The following is a 21,304-nucleotide window of genomic DNA, read 5'->3' as shown; positions in this document are numbered from 1 at the left end:
CACGGGAGACCCACATGCGACTGGCGCGCCACTCCGACGAGCAGACCGGTCGCCCCGCGACGCCAGGCGGCCGCGTCCGGTCCAGGGCCGTGGCACTGCTCGTGACCGTTCTCTCGCTGCTCGCCGGCTCCGTGGGCCTCGCAGCCCCGGCCAGCTCGGCCGAGTGGATCGTCCTCTGCACCGGCTACGACCCGTGCCAGACCGCCGGCTACCCCCAGGCGGGCTACAAGACCAACGCGACGACGAGCTGGTGGCGCCAGTCGACCGGGCACAACTGCACCAACTACGTCGCCTACCGCCTCGTCCAGAACGGCCTGCCGAACGTCAAGCCGTCGACGCTGTCGGGCAACGCCTACAACTGGGGCCCGGCCTTCGCCGACCGCACCAACGACGACCCCGCGGTCGGCTCCGTCGCCTGGTGGAACACCTCGTTCTCGGCCACCGGTCACGTCGCCTACGTCGAGCGCGTGTACTCCGCCGACGAGATCCTCGTCTCCGAGGACAACTGGGGCGGCGAGTTCAGGTGGCGCAAGGTCACTCGCACCGGTGGCAAGTGGCCCAACGGCTTCATCCACCTCAAGGACCAGGGCGTCACCGTCGTCGACCCCGACGTCTACCGGCCTGTCGCGCCCACCCGCGTGCTCGACACCCGGACCGGACTCGGCGCCCCGGCGGCCAAGGTCGCGGCCGGGACGTCGGTCGCGGTCCAGGTGAGCGGCCGGGCGGGCATCCCGGCGGGCGGGGTCGGCACGGCCGTGCTCAACGTCACGGTCACCGGGCCGGCGGCCGCCGGCTACCTCACGTCCTACCCCTCCGGTGCAGCGCGCCCCGGCTCACGCAGCGTGTCTTTCGGCGCCGCGGCCACCGTCAGCGAGCTCGTGCCTGCGCGGCTGGGCACCGACGGCAAGGTGCGCCTCTACGCCTCGGCCACGACGCACCTGCTGGCCGAGGTCGTGGGGTGGTACCCGACGACGGGTCACCTCGTGCCAGTGACCCCGACCCGCGTGCTCGACACGCGCAGCGGTCTGGGCGCCCCCAAGGTGCGCGTCCCGGCCGGGGGGACGGTCGACCTCCCGGTCGCCGGTGCGGGTGTCGTGCCCGCGACCGGCGCGTCCGCGGTGGCCCTCGACGTCTCGGCCGCCGCACCCTCCGCGGCCGGCTGGCTCACGGCATACCCGACGGGGTCGGCCCGGCCGGTGACCGCGCACGTCGGCTACGACGCGACCGCCTCGATGACGGGGATGGTGGTCACGCGGCTCGGGACCGGCGGCAAGGTGACGATCCACTCGACCGCCCAGACCGACCTGCTCGTCGACGTCGTGGGCTGGTTCAGGACCGGCGCGGACCACGTGGCGCTCGCTCCGGCCCGCATCGTCGACACCCGCACCGGCGTGGGTGCACCCGCCGCGAAGGTGGCGGCCGGGTCGACGACGACCGTCGCAGTGCTCGGTCGCGGTGGGGTGCCGACGGTCGGCGTCGGCGCCGTCTCGGTGACCCTCACGGCCGTCGGCCCGACCACCACGACGGCCCTCACCGCCTACCCGACGGGCGCGGCCCGGCCCACGTCACCCAGCCTCACCGTGCCGACGGCGCGGACGAGGACCAACTGGGTCATCGTCCCCGTGGCGGCGGACGGCACCATCACGGTGCACTCGACCGCCCAGACGAACGTCGTCGTCGACGTGCAGGGCTACGTGAAGAAGTAGGGGTCAGACGCCCGGCTCGGTGACGAAGTCGATGAGCTCCTCGACGCTCGCGAGCAGGGTGGGCTCGAGGTCGGCGTAGGTGCGCACGGTGCCGAGGATGCGCTTCCACGCGTTCGCGATGTCGGCCTGGCTCGTGTGCGCCCAGCCGAGCTCGGCGCAGATGCCGTGCTTCCACGACGTGCCGCGCGGGATGACCGGCCACTGCTGCCACCCGAGCCGCTCGGGGCGCACCGACTGCCACACGTCGACGTACGGGTGGCCGAGGATCTTCACGTGCTGCGCGAGGCCGGGCAGCGACCTCGCCTGCTCGACGATGCGGGCCTCCTTCGTGCCGGGCACGAGGTGGTCGACGAGCACCCCGAGGCGCCGGCCGGGGCCGGGCTGGAACTCCGCGATGATGCCCGCCAGGTCGTCGACGCCGTCCATGAGCTCGACGACGACGCCCTCGACGCGCAGGTCGTCGCCCCACACCTTCTCGACCAGCTCTGCGTCGTGGCGGCCCTCGACGTAGATGCGCGACCCGCTCGCCACCTTCGCCCGAGCCCCGGCCACGGCCACCGAGCCGCTCGCGGTGCGCGAGGCGGCCCGGCGCGCCTCGGCCAACGCCGCACCGGCGGCGGCCACGGGCGGTGTCAGGGTGACGGGCGAACCGTCGACGAGGAAGCCGGGACCCAGCGGGAACGCCTTCGTGCGGCCCCGCCGGTCCTCGAGGTGCACGAGGTGCATGCCGCCCGCCTTCTCGACGCGCACGACGGCACCGACCCAGCCCGTCTCGACCTCCTCGACCACGAGGTCGGGCTCGGCAGGGGTCGGCGTCGACCGGCCGCGCCGCGGGGCACGCCAGTCACCGCTCAGCACGTCGGATCCGTAACGGTCGTTGGGGGACACGACAAGCGAGCGTATGCCGCCGGGTCGGCCACCGCCGGGCGCCACGCGGGCGGTCGACGGGTCCCCGGCGGCATACGGTTGGATGAAATCGGAGATCGGCGCGTCTCGTCGTAGACTTGGCACTCGCTGACCGAGAGTGCCAGTCGAGGTGCCGCTGCAGCGTGCCGCGGCCGGCCCCGTGGCACACCGGCCCGCCGACACGTCCGCGCCGGTGGCCGAACCGTGAAGGAGGTACGTGATGAGCGAGGACCGCAGGCTGATGGTGCTGCGCGCCATCGTGCAGGACTACGTGCACACCTCCGAGCCCGTCGGCAGCAAGGCGCTCGTCGAGCGCCACCACCTCGGTGTCAGCGCGGCGACCGTGCGCAACGACATGGCCCTGCTCGAGGAGGAGGGTCTCATCCACGCGCCGCACACGTCGGCCGGGCGGGTTCCGACCGACGCGGGCTACCGCGTCTTCGTCGACCGGCTCAGCGCCGTCAAGCCCCTCTCGTCCGGCGAGCGGCGCGCGATCAGCCAGTTCCTCGAGGGCGCCGTCGACCTCGACGACGTCGTCGACCGCACGGTGCGGCTGCTCGCCAGCCTGACCCGTCAGGTCGCCGTCGTGCAGTACCCGTCGCTGACCCGGTCGACGGTGCGGCACATCGAGCTCGTGCCGATGGGCTCCTCGCACCTCATGATCGTCCTCATCGTCAACACCGGGCGCGTCGAGCAGCGCGTGGTCGACACCGGCCGCGTCCTGTCCGACGCCGACGGCGAGGCACTGGTCTCCTCGCTGCGCACCCGCATCAACGACGTCGCGGCGGGCGTCCCGTTCACCGTGGCGGCCACGCAGCTGCGGCGCCTCGTCGACGAGACCGACGAGGCCGACCGCGCCGCCATGAAGGCGGTCGTCTCGGCCCTCGGTGACGCCCTCGTCGAGGAGCGCGAGGAGCGCGTCGTGCTCGCCGGCCAGGCCAACCTCGCCCGGGCCGGTGCGGACTTCCCGCGCACCATCGGGCCGATCCTCGAGGCGCTCGAGGAGCACGTGACGCTGCTGCGCCTGCTCGGTCAGCTCGGCGACGACCCCGACCTCGTCTCGGTGCGCATCGGCTCCGAGAACCCGGTGACCGGCCTGCAGAGCACCTCTCTCGTGTCGATGGGCTACGGGTCCGGTTCCGAGCGGGTCGCCAGCCTCGGCGTGCTCGGCCCGACCCGCATGGACTACCCCACGACGATGGCGTCGGTCCGTGCCGTCGCCCGCTACGTCTCTGAGATCCTCGACGACAACGCGGGCACCTGACCCGACCGACCCGACCACCAGACCGCACACGCCGGTGCACTGCTGCGCCGTCCCGAAAACACCACGCACCGAAGGAATCCCAGCTTGAACGACTACTACGCCGTCCTCGGTGTCTCGCGCGACGCGAGCCAGGAGGAGATCAAGAAGGCCTACCGTCGACTCGCCCGCAAGCTGCACCCCGACGTCAACCCCGGCCCGGAGGCCGAGGAGGAGTTCAAGCGGGTGTCGCAGGCCTACGACGTGCTGTCGGACCCGCAGAAGCGCCAGTCCTTCGACATGGGCGCCGACCCGTTCGCCAGCGGCGGCGGCGCCGGCTTCGGCGCGGGTGCCGGCTTCTCGTTCAGCGACGTCATGGACGCCTTCTTCGGAGCCGGGGCGGCCGCCGGAACGCGAGGCCCGCGCCAGCGCATGCAGCGCGGGCAGGACGCCCTCGTGCGCCTCGACATCGACCTCGCCAAGGCCGTCTTCGGGTCGGAGGAGGAGCTCACCCTCGACACCGCCGTCGGGTGCAACCGCTGCGGCGGCGACGGTGCCGAGCCGGGCACCGGCCGGCAGACCTGCCCGATCTGCAAGGGCGCCGGCGAGGTGCAGCAGGTCCAGCGCAGCTTCCTCGGCCAGGTCATGACCTCGCGTCCGTGCGTCAACTGCCAGGGCTACGGCTCGACCCTCACCGACCCCTGCCACGACTGCTCCGGCGACGGACGCGTGCGCACCCGCCGGTCGCTCAAGCTCAAGGTGCCCGCCGGCGTCGACACGGGGACGCGCATCCAGCTCACCGGCGAGGGCGAGGTCGGCCCGGGCAACGGTCCCGCCGCCGACCTCTACGTCGAGATCCGGGTGGTCAACCACGAGACCTACACCCGCCGCGGCGACGACCTGCACTGCAGCGTCGAGCTGCCGATGGCGGCTGCCGCGCTCGGCACGAGCTTCAAGCTCTCGACCTTCGACGGCATGCAGGACCTCGAGATCAAGCCCGGCACCCAGAGCGGTGACGTCCTCACGCTGCGCGGTCTCGGGGTCACGCACCTGCGCCACGGTGGGCGCGGCGACCTGCTCGTGCACGCGAACGTGCTGACGCCCACGCGCCTCACCGACGAGCAGCAGGAGCTGCTGCGCCAGTTCGCCGCGCTGCGCGGCGAGGAGCGTCCCGAGGGGCGCCTCGCCCCCGCCAACAAGGGCCTCTTCGGCAAGCTGCGCGACGCCTTCAAGGAGAAGTGACCCGCGCGATGGGTGCCCGGTGACGCACCAGCTCTTCCTCGGTGAGCCGTCCTCGGTCGCGGCAGCGGTCGAGGGCGCCTCGCTGCTGCTCGACGGCGACGAGGGCCGGCACGCGGGGGCCGTGGTGCGCCTGCGGGTGGGGGAGCGCTACTTCGTCGCCGACGGGGCCGGACGCCGCGTGCTGCTCGAGGCCACCGACGTCGACCGTTCGTCGGTGCGCGGCACGGTGCTGGAGGTCGTCGACGAGCCCGCGCCGGCGACCCGCTTCGTCCTCGTCCAGGCGCTGGCAAAGGGCGACCGCGACGAGCAGGCGATCGAGGCGGCGACCGAGCTCGGAGTCGACGAGATCGTCCCCTGGCAGGCCGAACGCTCCGTCGTGGTGTGGCGTGGCGAACGCGCCGCCAAGTCGCTCGCGAAGTGGGCGGCCGTGGTCACCCGGGCGACCAAGCAGTCCCGCCGCTCACGTATGCCGCTCACGTCGCCCGCGGTCGGGCTCGCACCGCTCGTGGCCCGGGTGGGCGAGTCGGCCCTGACGCTCGTGCTCCACGAGGACGCCACGGAGCCGCTCGCCACGGTCGAGCTGCCGGATGAGGGCGACGTGCTCCTCGTCGTCGGCCCCGAGGGCGGTATCAGCGAACGCGAGGTCGAGGCCCTTCGTGGGGCCGGGGCGCGGCCCGTGCGCCTCGGCTCGACGATCCTGCGGGCGTCCTCCGCCGGTCCTGCGGGCCTCGCGGTGCTCAGCGCCAGGGCCCGCTGGCGCTGACCCCCTCCCACACCGAGAACGCCGTCCGTCCGGACGGACTGCCCTCTCGGTGGGGTCTCAGCGGGCGGTGAAGGGGATGCGCTGCTCTGCGGCGAGCGAGCCGTCCTTGGCGCTGCTCTCGAAGACGCGCAGCACGTAGGAGCCGGCCGTGAGCGGCTTCTTCGTCGTGAACCGGTAGGTGCCGCGGGCCGGGGCGCCGGCGGACGCCGTGGTGAAGCCCTTCTCGAAGGAGACACCGTCGCGGAGCACCTCCCACTCCACGGTGGCCTCGAAGGTGCTCGCCACGCCGGTGGCCGTCAGGGGCGCGCCGGCCTTGACGACACCGTTGCGGGCGGGCGCGTCGACCCAGACGGGCGCGACCTGCTCGAGCACGGCCATCTGGTCGGTCGGCCGGTTGTACGCAGCCGAGACCGGGTGCCCCGGCGAGACCACGGCGCCGCCGTCGGCGAGCTCGAAGCGCACCGGGAGCGACTTGCCGAGGGCGGCCTGCACCGTCCAGACGAGCTGCTCCGTGGCGAGCCCGGCCGCGTCGCTGCCCGACGAGAGACGCACCCGGATGGAGTCGGCCGCCACGGTCACCGACTGCGGGGTCACGCCGGCCCACGCCGACTGGTACTGCGATCCCTTCGGAGGAGCGCCCATCGCGAGACGCAGCGCGGCGACGGCCTTGCCCTCCGGGGTGGCGGGCGTGGCGACCGGAGCCGAGACGAACTCGCGGAAGAGCCGCACCTGGGCGCTGCCCTCGCGCACCGGGCCGAGGTAGTACACCGGGACCGACGTCGCGGCCGTCACCGGCGGGGCGCTGGTCGGGGGCGTGGTGGCCGGTGTGGTCGGGCCGGTGGCGGTCTGGGTGGGCACGCTCGACGGCGCCGTCGACGGTGCGCCGCTGGAAGCGCTCGGGGACGGCGTGCCGGAGGTGCTCGAGGTCGCAGCGACGGGCGGCGTCGAGCCCGACGGGCGGTTGACCGCCCACACCGTGCCGGCGAGCAGCACCGCGGCGGCTGCGGCGGCTGACGGCAGCAACCACCGGTGGCGGCGGGAGCCGCTGCCCGCGTCGGCCGCGTGCGCCTCGGTGAGGATGGCGCCGAGCCGGTCGCCCGGTGTGATCGACCGCGCCTCCGAGTCGAGGGCGTGCCGCAGCCGGTCCTCGACAGGTCGCAGGCCCGCGCCGATGACGACCGGCTCGTCGTCGGGCGGCTGTCCGCCCGCTCGCCTCGGGTCGGTGTTCATGACAGCTCCAGGGGGTCGATGGTGTGACGCAGGGCGGTGAGCCCGCGGTGGGCATGCGTCTTGACGGCGCCCGGTGAGATCTCGAGCGACTGGGCGATCTGGGCCTCGGACAGGCCGCCGTAGTAGCGCAGCACGAGCACCTCGCGCTGGCGCGTTGGAAGGGTGCGCAGCGCGTCGAGGACGGAGTCCCGTTCGGCGCCGCGAAGCACCTGGGTCTCGGCGCTGCCCAGCGTGCCGCGGCCCGGTGCGTCGGCGGCCGCGGCGTCGCGGGCGTTCTGCCGGTCGACCACGACGTTGTGCCGCTGCACCGAGCGGCAGCCGTTGACGACCGCCGTCTGCAGGTACCCGACCACGCGTCCACCGTCGCGGATGGACGCCCAGCTGCGATGGGTCGCCACGAAGGCGTCCTGGACCACGTCCTCGGCCGCGAGCTGGTCGCGCAGCAGGAGCCAGGCCAGGCGCACGAGCCGGTGCCAGTGCGCGTGGTAGAGCTCGCTGATGGCGACGTCGGGATCGCTCGGGAGGTCCAGGGCGGCATACGCCCCCGGGGACGCGGCAGAGCCCGCTCCGCCCGCGGAACCCCTGGACCTCGGCTCGCTCACCTCGCCTGTGGGCATACCCAACGCTCTCACGGACGAATGACGCGCACGTGCACGTGGGGGTTGACATGCCTAGGGTGCAGACATGACCTCGCAGACCTCCAGTGACTGCCTCTTCTGCAAGATCGTCGCCGGCGAGATCCCGGGCGACCGCGTGGCCGAGTCCGAGCGGTCCATCGCCTTCCGCGACATCAAGCCCGCAGCGCCGGTCCACGTGCTCGTCGTTCCCCGACGGCACGAGCCGACGATCGGGGCGCTGGCCGCCGCGTCCGACGAGGACCTCGCCGACGTGTTCCGGCTCGCTGCCCAGGTGGCCGACCAGGAGGGCGTGCCCGACGCGTACCGGATGATCGTCAACACCGGCAGCGCCGCCGGCCAGACGGTCTTCCACGCGCACGTCCACGTGCTGGCGGGGGCTGCGTTCAGCGAAGGGCGGATGGTGTGAGCGACGAGACTGCGGCGACGCCAGCAGCGCCCGCACCGCCCGTCGAGACCGACGAAGGGCCGAGCGCGCCCGCCGACGCGAAGGCGTCCACACCGGTGAAGGTCGACAAGCCCGATCCCGTCGACGACCTCGTCACGACCCACCACGTGCTCAAGGTGGGCCGCCGCCGGCTCGCCTACACGGCGACCACGGGCCGGGTCGTGCTGCGCGAGGAGGAGCACAAGGACGGCACCTTCGGCGGCCACAAGGCCCGCGCCGAGCTGTCGATGACGAGCTACGTGCTCGACGACGCCGACGCGCGCACCCGGCCGGTCACGTTCGCCTTCAACGGCGGTCCGGGCAGCTCGAGCGTCTGGCTGCACCTCGGCCTCCTCGGCCCGCGGCGCGTCGTGAGCGGCGACGTCGGCGCCCTCGAACCGCCGCCGTACGCCCTCGTCGACAACCCCGAGTCCCTCCTCGCCGTGAGCGACCTCGTCTTCATCGACCCGATGTCGACGGGCTACTCGCGGGCCGTGGAGGGCGGCAAGCCGGGGGACTACCACGGCTACCAGAAGGACATCGAGTCCGTCGGCGAGCTGATCCGCCTCTGGACCTCGCGCAACGGGCGGTGGATGTCGCCGAAGTTCGTCGCCGGCGAGTCGTACGGCACGCTGCGCGGTGCGGCGCTCGCCGAGCACCTCCAGTCGCGCTACGGCATGTACCTCAACGGGCTCGTCCTCATCTCGAGCGTGCTCGACCTCAGCTCGGTCGACTTCGAGAACCAGCGCAACGACCGAGCGCACGCGCTCTACCTGCCGACGTATGCCGCCGTGGCCCACTACCACGGCAAGCACGGCCGGAGGTCGCTGCGGACCGTCCTCGAGGAGGCCGAGGCATATGCCGCCCGCGACTACCCGTGGGTGCTCTCGCGTGGCAACCGACTCACCGAGGGCGAGCGCGCCGAGGCGGTCACGACCCTGGCCCGGCTCTCGGGCCTCACCGAGGACTACGTCGACCGCGTCGACCTGCGCATCGAGCACTGGCGCTACTTCACCGAGCTGCTGCGCGACCAGCGCCTGTCCGTGGGCCGGCTCGACTCCCGGTTCACCGGCCCGGCAGCCGCCGCCTTCGCCGAGAACATGGACGCCGACCCGTCGCACGACGCCATCACCGGCCCGTATGCCGCCGCCTGGAACCACTACGTGCGCGACGAGCTCGGCTACGGCAGCGACCTGCACTACGAGCAGATCTCGCGCCTCGTGCACCCCTGGTCGTTCAAGGACTTCGAGGGACGGCCGATCGACGTGTCGCCGAAGCTCGAGCGCGCGATGCGGCAGAACCCCCACCTCAAGGTCCACATCGCCTACGGCTACTACGACGGTGCCACCCCGCACTTCGCCGCCGAGGACGTCGTCGCGCACCTCCAGCTGCCCGAGGCGCTCCTCGCCAACATCGAGCACGCCTACTACGAGGCCGGACACATGATGTACGTCCACGAGCCGTCCCGCGTGCAGCAGAGCAAGGACCTCGCGGAATTCGTGGTGAGGAGCTCGCGTCGCGACACGTAGACTCGACAGCACGATGAATGACGCGCAACCCCGACCATCCGAGTCCGACGGCCCCGCCACCTCCGAACGGCCCGAGCGCTCCCGCGGAGCCCGCTCCGCCGAGGACGCGCCGGTCCTGACCCGGCAGATCCCGCCCCCGATCGAGATGGTCACGCTCCTCGGTCCGCGCGACGAGCTGCTGCGCACGATGGAACGGCAGTTCCCGCTCGTCGACACGCACGTGCGCGGCAACGAGATGACCTTCGCCGGCCCGGCGGGCGAGCTCGAGATCATCGACTCGCTCATCGACGAGCTGCTCGTCATCGTCGAGACCGGGCAGCCGCTCAACCGCGACGCCGTCGAGCGCTCCATCTCCATGCTGCGCAGCCAGACCATCGAGCGGCCCGCCGACGTGCTGACGATGAACATCGTCAGCAACCGCGGGCGCACCATCCGCCCGAAGACGCTCAACCAGAAGCGCTACGTCGACGCCATCGACCAGCACACGATCGTCTTCGGCATCGGCCCGGCAGGCACGGGCAAGACCTACCTCGCCATGGCGAAGGCCGTCGCCGCGCTGCAGGCCAAGCAGGTCAACCGCATCATCCTCACCCGTCCTGCCGTGGAGGCGGGCGAGCGCCTCGGCTTCCTGCCCGGCACGCTCAACGACAAGATCGACCCCTACCTGCGGCCGCTCTACGACGCGCTGCACGACATGGTGTCGCCCGAGACGATCCCCAAGCTCATGGCCGCCGGCACGATCGAGGTGGCGCCGCTGGCGTACATGCGCGGCCGCTCGCTCAACGACGCGTTCATCATCCTCGACGAGGCCCAGAACACCTCGAGCGAGCAGATGAAGATGTTCCTCACCCGCCTCGGCTTCGGCTCGAAGATGGTGGTGACGGGCGACATCACCCAGGTCGACCTGCCGGGCGGCACCCGCTCGGGCCTCAAGATCGTGCGCGACATCCTCGGCGACGTCGACGACATCCACTTCGCCGAGCTGACCTCGCACGACGTCGTGCGCCACCGTCTCGTGAGCGCCATCGTCGACGCCTACGACCGCGACGACCACCGGGCCCAGCGCCGCGCTCGCAGCGCGGCCGGCAAGGACTCGGGCGCGGGGCCCACGCGGTCGCCCAGGTCGGCCACACGGCATACGCCCTCGGTGGACTCGACCGTGGCACAGGAGGACCCGGCGTGAGCATCGACGTCCTCAACGAGACCGACCACGACGTCGACGAGCTCGAGCTGCTCGCCTGCGCCGCCTACGTCATGGAGCAGATGCGGGTCCATCCGCAGGCCGACCTGTGCATCAAGCTCGTCGACGAGGCGGCGATGGAGGTGCTCCACGTGCAGTGGATGGACCTGCCCGGGCCGACCGACGTCATGAGCTTCCCGATGGACGAGCTGCGCCCCGGTCGCGAGGGCCAGGAGCCCGAGGAGGGCACCCTCGGCGACATCGTGCTGTGCCCGTCCGTCGCGACGAAGCAGGCGCTCGAGGCCGGGCACGCGCCGATCGAGGAGATGCTGCTGCTGACGACGCACGGCATCCTGCACCTGCTCGGCTACGACCACGCGGAGCCCGACGAGGAACGCGAGATGTTCGAGCTGCAACGACAGCTCCTGCTCACCTTCCTCGCCACCCGCAACCGACCCAGCGCCTGAGCGAGGGCGAGAGACCGAGATGTTCCCGCAGTTCGCCCTCCCGGCCCTCGTCAGCATCGTCGTCGCGTTCCTGCTCTCGGCCGCCGAGGCGGCCATCTTCCGCATGTCACGGGTGCGCGCCCAGGAGCTCTTCGACGAGGGGCGGTCCGGCGCCAAGTCGCTGACGACCGTCGTCGGCGACTCACCCGCCTACCTGTCGGTGATCGCGTTCCTGCGCGTCGTCGCCGAGGCCACGGCCGCGGTGCTCGTGACGCTGGCCGTCGCCGGCCAGGTCGAGTCGACGTGGAGCCGAGCCCTCATCAGCATCGCGATCATGGCGGTCGTCTCGTTCGTCGTCGTCGGCGTGTCACCGCGCACGCTCGGGCGGCAGAACTACGACACGGTCGCGCTGTGGAGCGCCCCGTTCGCGGTCGGCCTGCGCCGGGTCCTCGGGCCCGTCGCCAAGCTGCTCGTCGTGCTCGGCAACGCCGTCACGCCCGGCAAGGGCTACACCGACGGACCGTTCCAGACCGAGTCCGAGCTGCGTGACCTCGTCGACATGGCCGGCGAGTCCGACGTCATCGAGGCCGACGAGCGCGAGATGATCCACTCCGTCTTCGAGCTCGGCGACACCGTGGCGCGAGCCGTGATGGTGCCGCGCACCGACATGGTCGTCCTCGACGCCGACAAGACGCTGCGCAGCGCGATGTCGCTGTTCCTGCGCTCGGGCTTCTCCCGCATCCCGGTCGTCGGCGAGGACAGCGACGACGTGCGCGGCCTGCTCTACTTCAAGGACGTCGCTCGGCGGCTCAACGCCGCCCCGGAGGACGGGCGCCACCCGGCCACCGAGGTGATGCGGCCGATGCACTTCGTGCCCGAGAGCAAGCCGGTGGACGACCTGCTGCGGGAGATGCAGCGCGACCAGACCCACTTCGCCATCGTCGTCGACGAGTACGGCGGCACCGCGGGGCTCATCACCATCGAGGACATCATCGAGGAGATCGTCGGCGAGATCGCCGACGAGCACGACCGTGAGGGTCCCGGCGTCGAGCAGCTCGAGGACGGCACGCTGAGGGTCCCGGCGACGATGGACATCGACGACCTCGCCGAGCTCTTCGACGTGACCATCGACGAGGAGGACGTCGACACGGTCGGCGGTCTCCTGACGAAGGTCATCGGCCGGGTGCCCATCGTCGGTTCGTCCGGTACCGTCGCTGGACTGGAGCTGACGGCCGAGCGGATGGCCGGACGCCGGCACCGCGTCGCGTCCGTCATCGTGCACCGCGCCGCAGAACCAGAACCCGCTCCACAGCACACCGAGACGGAGGACGCCCATGGGCACCCAGGACGCTGACCCGGGTCGACCCGACGGGGCGGAGACAGCCGGCGCGAGTGCTGCCGGTGACGACTACCGCGCCGGGTTCGTCTGTCTCGTGGGCCGGCCCAACGCCGGCAAGTCGACCCTCACCAACGCCCTCGTGGGGCAGAAGGTGGCGATCACGAGCTCGAAGCCGCAGACCACCCGGCACACGATCCGGGGCGTGGCGACCACGCCCACGGCACAGGTGATCCTCGTCGACACCCCGGGGCTGCACAAGCCCCGCACCCTGCTCGGCGAGCGGCTCAACGACCTCGTGCGCGAGACGCTCCTCGAGGTCGACGTCATCGGGTTCTGCCTGCCGTCCGACCAGCGCATCGGCCCTGGTGACACCTTCATCGCCAACGAGCTCACCGAGCTGCGGTCGGTTCGTCGTCGGCCCGTCGTGGCCATCGCGACCAAGGCCGACGCGGTCGACCGGGAACGCCTCGCCGAGCACCTCATCGCCATCGACCAGCTCGGCTCCTGGGACGCCATCATCCCGTGCTCCGCCGTCTCCGGCGAGCAGGTCGAGCAGGTGCGCGACGTGCTCGCGTCGTTCCTGCCACGGTCGCCGCAGCTCTACCCCGACGGCGTGCTCACCGACGAGCCCGAGATGGTGATGATCGCCGAGCTCGTGCGCGAGGCCGCCCTCGAGGGCGTGCGCGACGAGCTGCCGCACTCGCTCGCCGTCGTGGTCGAGGAGATGGTGCCGCGCGAGGGTCGCCCGGAGGACCGGCCCCTGCTCGACGTTCGCGTCAACGTCTTCGTGGAGCGCTCGAGCCAGAAGGCGATCGTCATCGGCCGTGGCGGGTCGCGCCTGCGCGAGGTCGGCACGAATGCGCGGCGAGGCATCGAGGCGCTCCTGGGCCAGAAGGTCTTCCTCGACCTCCACGTCAAGGTCGCCAAGGACTGGCAGCGCGACCCGAAGCAGCTCCAGCGCCTGGGCTTCTGAGCGGCCCGCGTCCGGTCCTAGACTCGGGTCGAGGAGGCCCTGATGTCCGAGACTGCGGCACACGACCACGAGTTCGAGGTTCTCGAGGACGACCAGACGGTTCCACCGCGCCCCGAGGAGGAGATCGCCGACGCCTCGACGCGCACTGATGCGCCCGAGGCCACAACCGCTGCTGCCGACCCCGCCGGTACGCCGTCGGCCTGACCCACCGCCCGGTGGGCGGTGGGCGACACCCCCGGGGGTTTGACATACCCCCACGGGGCCCTTTGTGTCACTACGCAATTCGGACGACATTCTGCGCGCATCCGGACAATCGTGACGCGCTGAGCGCCCACTTTTCGGGAACCCCAGAAGACCCCTAGGTCTGGGGTTCATCGTTGTGCGCGGGGAGGTTCCACCGCACGACCAGGTAAGAGGGGATCTGTGTCATGGACACGCAAACAACTGCAGAACCAGGGGGACTGGGGCGCCGGACGTTGCTGAGGATGGGGGCGGCCGGGGGGCTGACAGCGGCGGTGGTCGGGGCCAAGGTCTTCGCCGTCCCGGGGCTCGAGAAGGGTGGGCTGCTCAACGCCGACGGCGCATTCGCCGGCACGTCGACAGCGCTCAGCGACCTGCTGTTCTACATCGAGACCTATCCGACGAGCCCGCTCATCATGTCACCGTTCAAGGACGCGCTGATCGTGCCGCAGGCACTTCGCCCGATCCCGGTGACCGAGTTCAGCGGGTGGGCATCACCGCCGGGACCAGGCGTGGGACAGCAGAACTCGCTGAGCAACGAGCAGCACCAGATCTGGTCGAAGACCATCAACTGCCCGGACCCGATCGTCTACCGGATCGAGCTGCAGGTGCGGCCTCACTCGTTCACGACGTCGAAGGTGCTGCCCATCGACGCCGGCGGCAAGCCGACGGTCTCGTTCGACTCGACCGGCAAGACGTACGCCGCGGGGACGATCCGCGACCTGCCGCCCAGCACGATCTACGGCTTCAACGGGACGTTCCCGGGCCCGATGATCAACGCCGAGTACGGCAAGCCCGCGCTCGTGCGGTTCATCAACAGGCTCGACGAGAACGAGCTGGGCCTGGACCGGCAGGACTTCGGTGCTCCGGACTGGTCGTTCCTGACCCACCTGCACAACGGTCACACCGCGCCCGAGAGCGACGGCAACCCGCACTACACGATGAACTACGGGCCGAAGACCCACGGGTACCTCCCGCAGACGTGGTGCGACAACCTCTACCTCAACTGGCCGGCGGGCAACGACGACCGCGAGAAGCAGAGCTTCTTCTGGTTCCACGACCACCGCATGGACCACACCGGCGCCAACGTCTACAAGGGCATGGTCGGCCTCTACCCGATCTACGACCCGAAGAACAACCTCGACATGGGCGACGAGCGCTACGGCCTGCGCCTGCCCGGTGTCCGTCGCAACCACGACGACGGCTCGTTCGACGTGGACTACGACATCCCGCTGGCGTTCTACGACACGCGTCTCGACGACGGCGTGACGACCCACAAGGACGTGCACGACGGCCTCGGGGAGTTCCCGGCGGCCAACAACCCGAAGACGCATCCCGAGTGGTGGGGCAAGACGTTCTTCAAGCACTTCCCGTCGCACGGCTTCGTCGGTGACATCTTCACCGTCAACGGCACGGCGTACCCGGTGCTCAACGTCAAGCGCCGTAAGTACCGGTTCCGGTTCCTCGACGCCTCGGTGTCGCGCATCTACGAGTTCAAGCTCATGAGCTCGACCAAGGGGCCGAAGTCCTCTGTGTCGCTGGGCTACTCGGGTGACGAGCTGCAGGGGCAGTACCGCATCCCGGACGGCCAGGAGTGCATGAAGTTCGTGCAGATCGCCTCCGACGGCGGCCTCCTGCCCTTCCCGATCACGCGGAGCTCGTTCGAGCTGTGGCCGGCCAAGCGTCGCGAGGTCATCATCGACTTCACAAAGTACGCGGACGGCACGCCCACGACGAAGGGTGACGTCATCTACCTGACGAACGTCATGAAGATGCCCGACGGCCGCAAGTGGGCGAGCTCCTCGCGGTTCTCGTCCGACCCCAACTACAAGGTGCCGATGCTGAAGTTCGTCATCGGTGACACCGTGCCCGACAACAGCATCATGCCGCCGCCGAACCGGCTCATGCGGGCCCTGCCGCCGCTGCCGAGCAACTGGCAGTCGATGATGGACAACCGTCTGATCTTCGAGGTCCAGCGGGGCAGCGCCGGCGCGGACGTCGAATGGCTCATCAACGGCAAGCCGTTCGAGCCGGGCACCGTCGCCACCAGCCTGAAGAACCCGGCCGGCAAGACGTCCCTGGCGTCGCAGAAGATGAACAGCTTCAACCTGTGGGAGATCCGCAACGGCGGAGGCGGCTGGGTGCACCCCTTCCACCTGCACATGGAGGAGCACCGCACCGTCATGCGAAACGGCAAGGACGTGTCGCTCAAGGCCGACACGGGACACCCGGAGGACGTGTCGCGAGAGGACCTCGTGGCGCTCGACCCGAGCGAGTCCGTGATCGTCTACCGCGGCTTCCGCGACTTCCACGGGCCGTACGTGGCGCACTGCCACAACCTCGCCCACGAGGACCACGCCATGATGTTCGGCTGGGAGATCACGTAGCCCGGACCACCGACCGCGGGTGGTCGCCCTTCGGGGCGGCCACCCCGATCGCCGTGAAGCCCTTACCTTTTCACTGCAGACTCGAGGCTGGTCCCGATGGCGACTCGTTCCGTTCAACCCATCCACCCCTTCCGGGCGCACTCCGGCGGCGCGGGCACGCGCCCGACTCCGGTGCCGTCGACGTCGACCGGTGCGGCGTCCGCACGGCCGGCGGCTCCTTCGCCCGAGCCGTCGTCCGCCGTCCCGTGGTTCACCGTCGTCTCGCTCGCCGTCGTGCTCGCCTTCGCCGACGGGTTCTGGGTCATCTCCGTGCGCGGAGCGGTCGGCGCGATCGAGCGCACCGGAGAGCCGTTCGCGACGTGGCTGCGCGAGTCGGCCGTCATGACACCGCTCTACGTCGTGGGGGTGCTCGCCGCCCTCACCGTGGCCAAGCGCCGCTTCGGGCCGGTGCTGCGCGGCGCACGCGCGGTCGTCGCGTCCGCCTGGCTCGTCACGCTGGCCGCCTCGCTCGTCGGTGCGGCCCACCTGTTCGTCAGCGCCGCGGTGGACTTCCGACTCCAGTCCGGCCTCATCGAGCACATGGGCTCGATGAGCACCACGTGCGGTGTCGACTGCATCGCCCGCCTGCAGTCCGACAGCTTCTGGCTGCAGGCCCACGCCGTGGGCTACGGCGCGGGCCTCGTGCTCCTGACCAACGTGCTCGTCGTGGGCTGGATGGTCGCCATGCGTGGTGGGCGCCTCCGCGTCACCTCACCGAGGGCAGTCAGGGCCTGGCGCGCGGACGACCGGGTCCTCGGGCTGGTGGGAGCGCTCGTCGGCGCCGCGGCCATCCACGTGGCGGTCGTGCCCGAGCACCTCACCGAGTGGGCGGCCGCCGGCCTGTTCTTCATCGCCCTCGCCGCGGCCCAGCTCCTCGTCGGGGTCGCCGTGCTCGTGCGGCCGACGGGCGCGGTGCGCGCCGCGGCCGTCGTGGCCGCGGCCGGGCCGATCGCCCTCTGGGTCGTGAGCAGGACGGTGGGCCTGCCGCTGGGGCCCGAGCCGGGCGTGCCCGAGGCACTGGGCATGAGCGACCTCGCGTGCGCCGCGCTGGAGGCGGCAGCGGTCGCCTTCGCGCTGGCGCTCCGTTCCACCGAGAGCACCGAAGGGGACGGCGAGGGCGCCCAGGACGACCAGGACGACCAGGACGCCGTGCGGATCCGGACGGTGAGCGCCCACCGCACCGGCCTCGTGATCGCGGCGATGGTGGCCGTGACGCTCGTCGGGGTGGCTGCCGACGGCATGCTGCTCCTCGGGGGCGACGCGCACGGCTCCGGCACGTCGCAGAGTGCCGAGACGGCCGACGGACAGGGCTGACGCGAACCGGCCGCGCCGCCACCGCAGCAGGGCCGCCCGGACCCGGTCTCAGGATCCGGGCGTCCCGGCCCAGCCTGTGGACGGGAGCGATCCCGGCGGCATACGGTGATGCCGTGCGTGCGGCGAGCCTCCTCCTTCTCTGCCGCGACGAGGCCTGATCCCGGCCCTCCTCGTCGCGGAGTTTCCCGTGTCCGGCCGGACACCGAGCGAAACGCAGATGAGAGAGAGTGCACGATGATCCACCCGCAGCAGACGTCGGGAATGCCGTTCCAGAAGTACGTGCCGTTCCACGAGCAGATCCCCTTCGACCTGCCCGACCGCACGTGGCCGACCAAGCGCATCGAGCGTGCGCCGCGCTGGTGCGCCGTCGACCTGCGTGACGGCAACCAGGCCCTCATCGACCCGATGAACTCCGAGCGCAAGCTGCGCATGTTCCAACTGCTCGTCAAGATGGGCTACAAGGAGATCGAGATCGGGTTCCCGTCGGCCAGCCAGACCGACTTCGACTTCTGCCGCGAGCTCATCGACGGGGGCCACATCCCCGACGACGTGACGATCCAGGTGCTGACCCAGTGCCGCGACCACCTCATCGAGCGCACCTTCGACGCCATCCGGGGCGCGAAGGAGGCGATCGTCCACTTCTACAACTCGACCTCGATCCTGCAGCGCCGCGTCGTCTTCGGCCTCGACCAGGACGGCATCATCGACATCGCAGTCCAGGGCGCACGGCTCATCAAGAAGCTCGAGGAGACGATCCCCGACACGACGATCTACTACGAGTACTCGCCCGAGTCCTACACCGGCACCGAGCTCGACTTCGCGATGCGCATCTGCAACGCGGTCATCGACGTCATCGACCCGACGCCCGACCACAAGATGATCGTCAACCTGCCCGCGACCGTCGAGATGATCACGCCGAACGTCTACGCCGACTCGATCGAGTGGATGGTGCGCCACCTCGACCGGCGCGAGTCCCTCGTCGTGAGCCTGCACCCGCACAACGACCGGGGCACCGGCGTCGCCGCCGCCGAGCTCGGCTACCTCGCCGGCGCCGACCGCATCGAGGGGTGCCTCTTCGGCAACGGCGAGCGCACCGGCAACGTCGACCTCGTCACCCTCGGCATGAACCTCTTCAGCCAGGGCATCGACCCGCAGATCGACTTCAGCGACATCGACGAGATCCGCCGCACCGTCGAGTACTGCAACCAGCTGCCCGTCGGAGAGCGCCACCCCTACGGCGGCGACCTCGTCTTCACCGCCTTCAGCGGCTCGCACCAGGACGCCATCAAGAAGGGCTTCGAGGCGATGGAGGTCGAGGCCAAGGACAAGGGGACGAGCGTCGACGACCTCGTCTGGGGCGTGCCCTACCTGCCCGTCGACCCGCACGACCTGGGCCGCTCCTACGAGGCCGTCGTCCGCGTGAACAGCCAGTCGGGCAAGGGCGGCGTCTCCTACATCATGAAGTCCGAGCACCAGATGGACCTGCCGCGCCGGCTCCAGATCGAGTTCTCCGGGGTCGTGCAGCGCGGCGTCGACCAGGACGGCGGCGAGGTGGCCCCGTCCGAGCTGTGGTCGCGTTTCCAGGACGAGTACCTGCCCGACCCGGCGAAGCCGTGGGGTCGCTTCGAGCTCGTCAACGTCGTCACCGACTCGACCGTCGACGGCGACTCCACGATCGAGGCGACGATCACCGACAACGGCGAGCCGGTCACCATCACCGGCCGCGGGAACGGCCCGATCGCGGCCTTCCTCGACGCCTTCATGACGATCGAGGGCGCCCCCGACATGCGCGTCCTCGACTACGCCGAGCACGCGCTGTCGGCCGGCGGCGACGCCCGCGCCGCGGCCTACGTCGAGTGCGCCATCGGCCCCCGGGTGCTCTGGGGCGTCGGGGTCGACTCGTCCATCGTCACGGCCTCGCTCAAGGCCGTCGTGTCGGCGTGCAACCGTGCCTACCGCGACCGCGTCGCCGACGAGGCGGCTGCCGCCGACACGAACCGCTGAGGTAGCGTCACGCCCCATGGACACCCCGGTCGGCCGAGCCCTGCTCAGGCTGACCGGGGTGTCGCTCGTCGCCGTCGCGATCGTGGGCGTGGTGGCCCCACGCGCGGTCAACGTGGCGCACCGTCCGCTCGTCGTCGTCCCGGCCACCCTGGGCCTGCTGGCGCTCGCAGTGCTCGCCCGCGTGCCCGGGTGGGCGAAGAGCCGGTGGTTGCCGGCGGCAACGGCCGTCGGCGGGGCGGTGGTGGCAGGTGCCGTGGGGATGATGACGGGCTACCGCTACGGCTGGGACGCCCGCGTCGTGATGGACATGGCGAGGGCGTTGCAGGCCGGGCGCCCGCTGACCACCGACGACTACGACTACCTCTCGCTGTACCCCAACAACGTCCCCCTCCTTGCCATTGACCGCGTGGGCGTCGCTGTGGGACAAGCCTTCTCACTGTCACCTGATGCCATCCTCGTTCCGCTCAACGCCGCTTGCGTCGGCGTCACCCTGTATGCCGTCCACCTGGTCGTCGTGCGCGTGGCCGGTCGGGGCCCGGCCTTCGCGGCCCAGCTCACGACGCTCGTCCTCGTCGGCACGAGCCCGTGGCTGGCCGTGCCCTACACCGACTTCTACGCCATGCCCTTCGTGGCCGGTGGGGTGGCCCTGGCCGTGAAGGCACTCGCTCCCGGCCCGCGGGTGTCCCGCATCGTGCTGTGGTCCCTGTCGGTCGTCTGTGTGGCGGTCGCGTACGCGATCAAGACGACGCCGGTGGTCGTCGCCATCGCCGGCGTCCTGACGGCAGTGGTCGCGATCTTCGACCACGACCTGCTGCCCGGCCGACGGGCGGGTGTCATCGCGGCGTGTGCCGTCTCGATGGCCGCCTTCGCGGGGGTCGGTCTGGGCCTGTCGGCCGCCGCCACGACGGTCTCGGGGGTCGACTCGTCGCGCATCGACGCCACCGCGACACCGCCGATCCTCTGGTGGGTCGCCCTCGGCGCCGACGGGCAGCGCACTCCCGGCGGGGTCGTGAACTACGGCGCCTACTCCCGACAGATGGTCGACGCCGTGACCCACAGCGACCAGGAGCAGATGAGGGCGTATGCGGCGGGCTTCCTCGGCGACCGCTGGGCCGAGCGCGGTCTCGGTGGCACGCTCGCCTTCTACGGCAACAAGGCGGCCTGGAACTGGGGCGACGGGATGTTCTGGGCGTGGGGCGAGGGGCCGGACTCCCTGCCGGGAGCCCTGGCGCCGGCGACCGGCCTCACGGGAGCCGTCCACGAGCTCAACGGTTTCCACGGATCTGGGTATCCGTTGCGGGTAGACCTCACGCAGGCCTTGTGGCTGGCGGTGCTGCTCGTGGCAGGTGTCGGGCTGCTGCGCGCCCCCTACCGGCGCGAGACCCTCCTCCTCGCCGTCTCGGTGCTCGGGATCGCAGCCTTCACCCTCGTGCTGCAGGGGCGGTCGCGCTACCTCTTCGCGTTCGTGCCGCTCGTCGTGGCGCTCGCGGGGACCGTCCACTCGTCGCTGCCGCGGCCCGGCCGCCGACCGCGGACCTGATGACCCCCCCCGGTCGAGTGCCCACTTCCCGACGCGCACCCCTCTTGGCTTCAGATCGTCTGCGCAACACGAATTGCGTGGAGGCAGGCATGGGCGGAATCCCGGGGACGTACTCGTTGGCTCAGCGGGAGCAGGCGTTGGCGCTGCTGGGGGCGGGGCTGGCG

18 protein-coding genes are annotated in these 21,304 nt (G+C 71.2%); 15 read left to right on the top strand and 3 right to left on the bottom strand.

All coding sequences use genetic code 11. From position 1 onward, the window contains the following. Positions 1–14: 14 nt before the first annotated feature. Positions 15–1,706 (top strand): CHAP domain-containing protein, encoded by a 1,692-nt coding sequence (locus ACXR8F_RS11355; RefSeq protein ID WP_458800515.1) that lies wholly within the window; start codon positions 15–17, stop codon positions 1,704–1,706. A 3-nt stretch (positions 1,707–1,709) separates the two neighbouring features. Here ACXR8F_RS11355 and ACXR8F_RS11350 read toward each other — a convergent pair whose 3' ends face one another. Beyond that, on the bottom strand, positions 1,710–2,594 hold the full coding sequence (locus ACXR8F_RS11350) for a DUF3097 domain-containing protein (protein WP_458800513.1): 885 nt from the start codon (positions 2,592–2,594) through the stop codon (positions 1,710–1,712). Positions 2,595–2,832: 238 nt separating this feature from the next. Between ACXR8F_RS11350 and hrcA the strand changes: the two genes are divergently transcribed. The 3 genes from hrcA (at position 2,833) to ACXR8F_RS11335 (ending at position 5,857) form a co-directional block, all read left to right on the top strand. Continuing rightward, complete coding sequence (gene hrcA / locus ACXR8F_RS11345; protein WP_045190430.1) at positions 2,833–3,876, top strand: heat-inducible transcriptional repressor HrcA; 1,044 nt, start codon at positions 2,833–2,835, stop codon at positions 3,874–3,876. An 84-nt stretch (positions 3,877–3,960) separates the two neighbouring features. Next, positions 3,961–5,094, top strand: a complete 1,134-nt coding sequence (gene dnaJ / locus ACXR8F_RS11340; RefSeq protein ID WP_045190429.1) for a molecular chaperone DnaJ — start codon at positions 3,961–3,963, stop codon at positions 5,092–5,094. 19 nt (positions 5,095–5,113) lie between these two features. Next, positions 5,114–5,857, top strand: a complete 744-nt coding sequence (locus ACXR8F_RS11335; protein ID WP_458800511.1) for a 16S rRNA (uracil(1498)-N(3))-methyltransferase — start codon at positions 5,114–5,116, stop codon at positions 5,855–5,857. A 57-nt stretch (positions 5,858–5,914) separates the two neighbouring features. On the opposite strand, the gene ACXR8F_RS11330 is transcribed toward ACXR8F_RS11335, so the two are convergent. Together ACXR8F_RS11330 and ACXR8F_RS11325 are read right to left on the bottom strand one after the other, a co-directional pair. Then, positions 5,915–7,087, bottom strand: coding sequence for a Gmad2 immunoglobulin-like domain-containing protein (locus ACXR8F_RS11330; protein WP_458800509.1), 1,173 nt, complete (start codon positions 7,085–7,087; stop codon positions 5,915–5,917). Beyond that, complete coding sequence (locus tag ACXR8F_RS11325; RefSeq protein ID WP_458800507.1) at positions 7,084–7,704, bottom strand: SigE family RNA polymerase sigma factor; 621 nt, start codon at positions 7,702–7,704, stop codon at positions 7,084–7,086. The genes ACXR8F_RS11330 and ACXR8F_RS11325 overlap by 4 nt, the downstream gene beginning before the upstream one ends. Before the next feature lie 67 nt (positions 7,705–7,771). On the opposite strand from ACXR8F_RS11325, the gene ACXR8F_RS11320 reads away from it, so the two are divergent. The 11 genes from ACXR8F_RS11320 (at position 7,772) to ACXR8F_RS11270 (ending at position 21,140) form a co-directional block, all read left to right on the top strand. Continuing rightward, positions 7,772–8,131 carry a histidine triad nucleotide-binding protein gene (locus ACXR8F_RS11320; protein ID WP_458800505.1) on the top strand — a complete coding sequence of 120 codons (360 nt, stop codon included), beginning with the start codon at positions 7,772–7,774 and terminating at the stop codon, positions 8,129–8,131. Continuing rightward, on the top strand, positions 8,128–9,678 hold the full coding sequence (locus ACXR8F_RS11315) for a S10 family peptidase (protein WP_458800503.1): 1,551 nt from the start codon (positions 8,128–8,130) through the stop codon (positions 9,676–9,678). Before ACXR8F_RS11320 ends, ACXR8F_RS11315 begins: the two co-directional genes overlap by 4 nt. A 13-nt stretch (positions 9,679–9,691) precedes the next feature. Continuing rightward, positions 9,692–10,861: a PhoH family protein gene (locus tag ACXR8F_RS11310; RefSeq protein ID WP_458800501.1), complete on the top strand. Its 1,170-nt coding sequence runs from the start codon at positions 9,692–9,694 to the stop codon at positions 10,859–10,861. Further along, positions 10,858–11,325, top strand: coding sequence for an rRNA maturation RNase YbeY (gene ybeY, locus ACXR8F_RS11305; RefSeq protein ID WP_045190422.1), 468 nt, complete (start codon positions 10,858–10,860; stop codon positions 11,323–11,325). The genes ACXR8F_RS11310 and ybeY overlap by 4 nt, the downstream gene beginning before the upstream one ends. A gap of 19 nt (positions 11,326–11,344) precedes the next feature. Then, the gene (locus ACXR8F_RS11300; protein WP_045190419.1) at positions 11,345–12,658 is read left to right on the top strand and encodes a hemolysin family protein; all 1,314 of its coding nucleotides are present in this window, start codon (positions 11,345–11,347) and stop codon (positions 12,656–12,658) included. Further along, the gene (gene era, locus ACXR8F_RS11295; RefSeq protein WP_045190418.1) at positions 12,639–13,616 is read left to right on the top strand and encodes a GTPase Era; all 978 of its coding nucleotides are present in this window, start codon (positions 12,639–12,641) and stop codon (positions 13,614–13,616) included. The genes ACXR8F_RS11300 and era overlap by 20 nt, the downstream gene beginning before the upstream one ends. Positions 13,617–13,658: 42 nt before the next feature. Further along, complete coding sequence (locus tag ACXR8F_RS11290) at positions 13,659–13,820, top strand: hypothetical protein (RefSeq protein ID WP_458800498.1); 162 nt, start codon at positions 13,659–13,661, stop codon at positions 13,818–13,820. A 281-nt stretch (positions 13,821–14,101) separates the two neighbouring features. Continuing rightward, positions 14,102–16,243: a multicopper oxidase family protein gene (locus ACXR8F_RS11285; RefSeq protein ID WP_458800496.1), complete on the top strand. Its 2,142-nt coding sequence runs from the start codon at positions 14,102–14,104 to the stop codon at positions 16,241–16,243. 96 nt (positions 16,244–16,339) lie between these two features. Next, entirely contained in the window at positions 16,340–17,596 is a 1,257-nt protein-coding gene (locus ACXR8F_RS11280; RefSeq protein WP_458800494.1) for a hypothetical protein, read from the top strand. Positions 17,597–17,830: 234 nt separating this feature from the next. Next, the gene (leuA, locus tag ACXR8F_RS11275; protein ID WP_458800492.1) at positions 17,831–19,600 is read left to right on the top strand and encodes a 2-isopropylmalate synthase; all 1,770 of its coding nucleotides are present in this window, start codon (positions 17,831–17,833) and stop codon (positions 19,598–19,600) included. A 16-nt stretch (positions 19,601–19,616) separates the two neighbouring features. Then, the gene (locus tag ACXR8F_RS11270) at positions 19,617–21,140 is read left to right on the top strand and encodes a glycosyltransferase family protein (RefSeq protein WP_458800490.1); all 1,524 of its coding nucleotides are present in this window, start codon (positions 19,617–19,619) and stop codon (positions 21,138–21,140) included. The last annotated feature ends 164 nt before the right edge of the window (positions 21,141–21,304 follow it).

Source organism: Terrabacter sp. AAH1 (assembly GCF_054456855.1).
The sequence above is the reverse complement of the archived record's forward strand: the minus strand, read 5'-3'. Positions and strand labels throughout refer to the sequence as shown.

Bases quoted from the DNA above. Each gene is read 5' to 3' on its own strand.
- ACXR8F_RS11355 (WP_458800515.1), top strand. From the start codon at position 15: ATGCGACTGGCGCGCCACTCCGACGAGCAGACCGGTCGCCCCGCGACG.
- hrcA (WP_045190430.1), top strand. From the start codon at position 2,833: ATGAGCGAGGACCGCAGGCTGATGGTGCTGCGCGCCATCGTGCAGGAC.
- ACXR8F_RS11330 (WP_458800509.1), bottom strand. From the start codon at position 7,087: ATGAACACCGACCCGAGGCGAGCGGGCGGACAGCCGCCCGACGACGAG.
- ACXR8F_RS11325 (WP_458800507.1), bottom strand. From the start codon at position 7,704: ATGCCCACAGGCGAGGTGAGCGAGCCGAGGTCCAGGGGTTCCGCGGGC.
- ACXR8F_RS11320 (WP_458800505.1), top strand. From the start codon at position 7,772: ATGACCTCGCAGACCTCCAGTGACTGCCTCTTCTGCAAGATCGTCGCC.
- ACXR8F_RS11310 (WP_458800501.1), top strand. From the start codon at position 9,692: ATGAATGACGCGCAACCCCGACCATCCGAGTCCGACGGCCCCGCCACC.
- ACXR8F_RS11300 (WP_045190419.1), top strand. From the start codon at position 11,345: ATGTTCCCGCAGTTCGCCCTCCCGGCCCTCGTCAGCATCGTCGTCGCG.
- era (WP_045190418.1), top strand. From the start codon at position 12,639: ATGGGCACCCAGGACGCTGACCCGGGTCGACCCGACGGGGCGGAGACA.
- ACXR8F_RS11290 (WP_458800498.1), top strand. From the start codon at position 13,659: ATGTCCGAGACTGCGGCACACGACCACGAGTTCGAGGTTCTCGAGGAC.
- ACXR8F_RS11285 (WP_458800496.1), top strand. From the start codon at position 14,102: ATGGGGGCGGCCGGGGGGCTGACAGCGGCGGTGGTCGGGGCCAAGGTC.
- ACXR8F_RS11280 (WP_458800494.1), top strand. From the start codon at position 16,340: ATGGCGACTCGTTCCGTTCAACCCATCCACCCCTTCCGGGCGCACTCC.
- leuA (WP_458800492.1), top strand. From the start codon at position 17,831: ATGATCCACCCGCAGCAGACGTCGGGAATGCCGTTCCAGAAGTACGTG.
- ACXR8F_RS11270 (WP_458800490.1), top strand. From the start codon at position 19,617: ATGGACACCCCGGTCGGCCGAGCCCTGCTCAGGCTGACCGGGGTGTCG.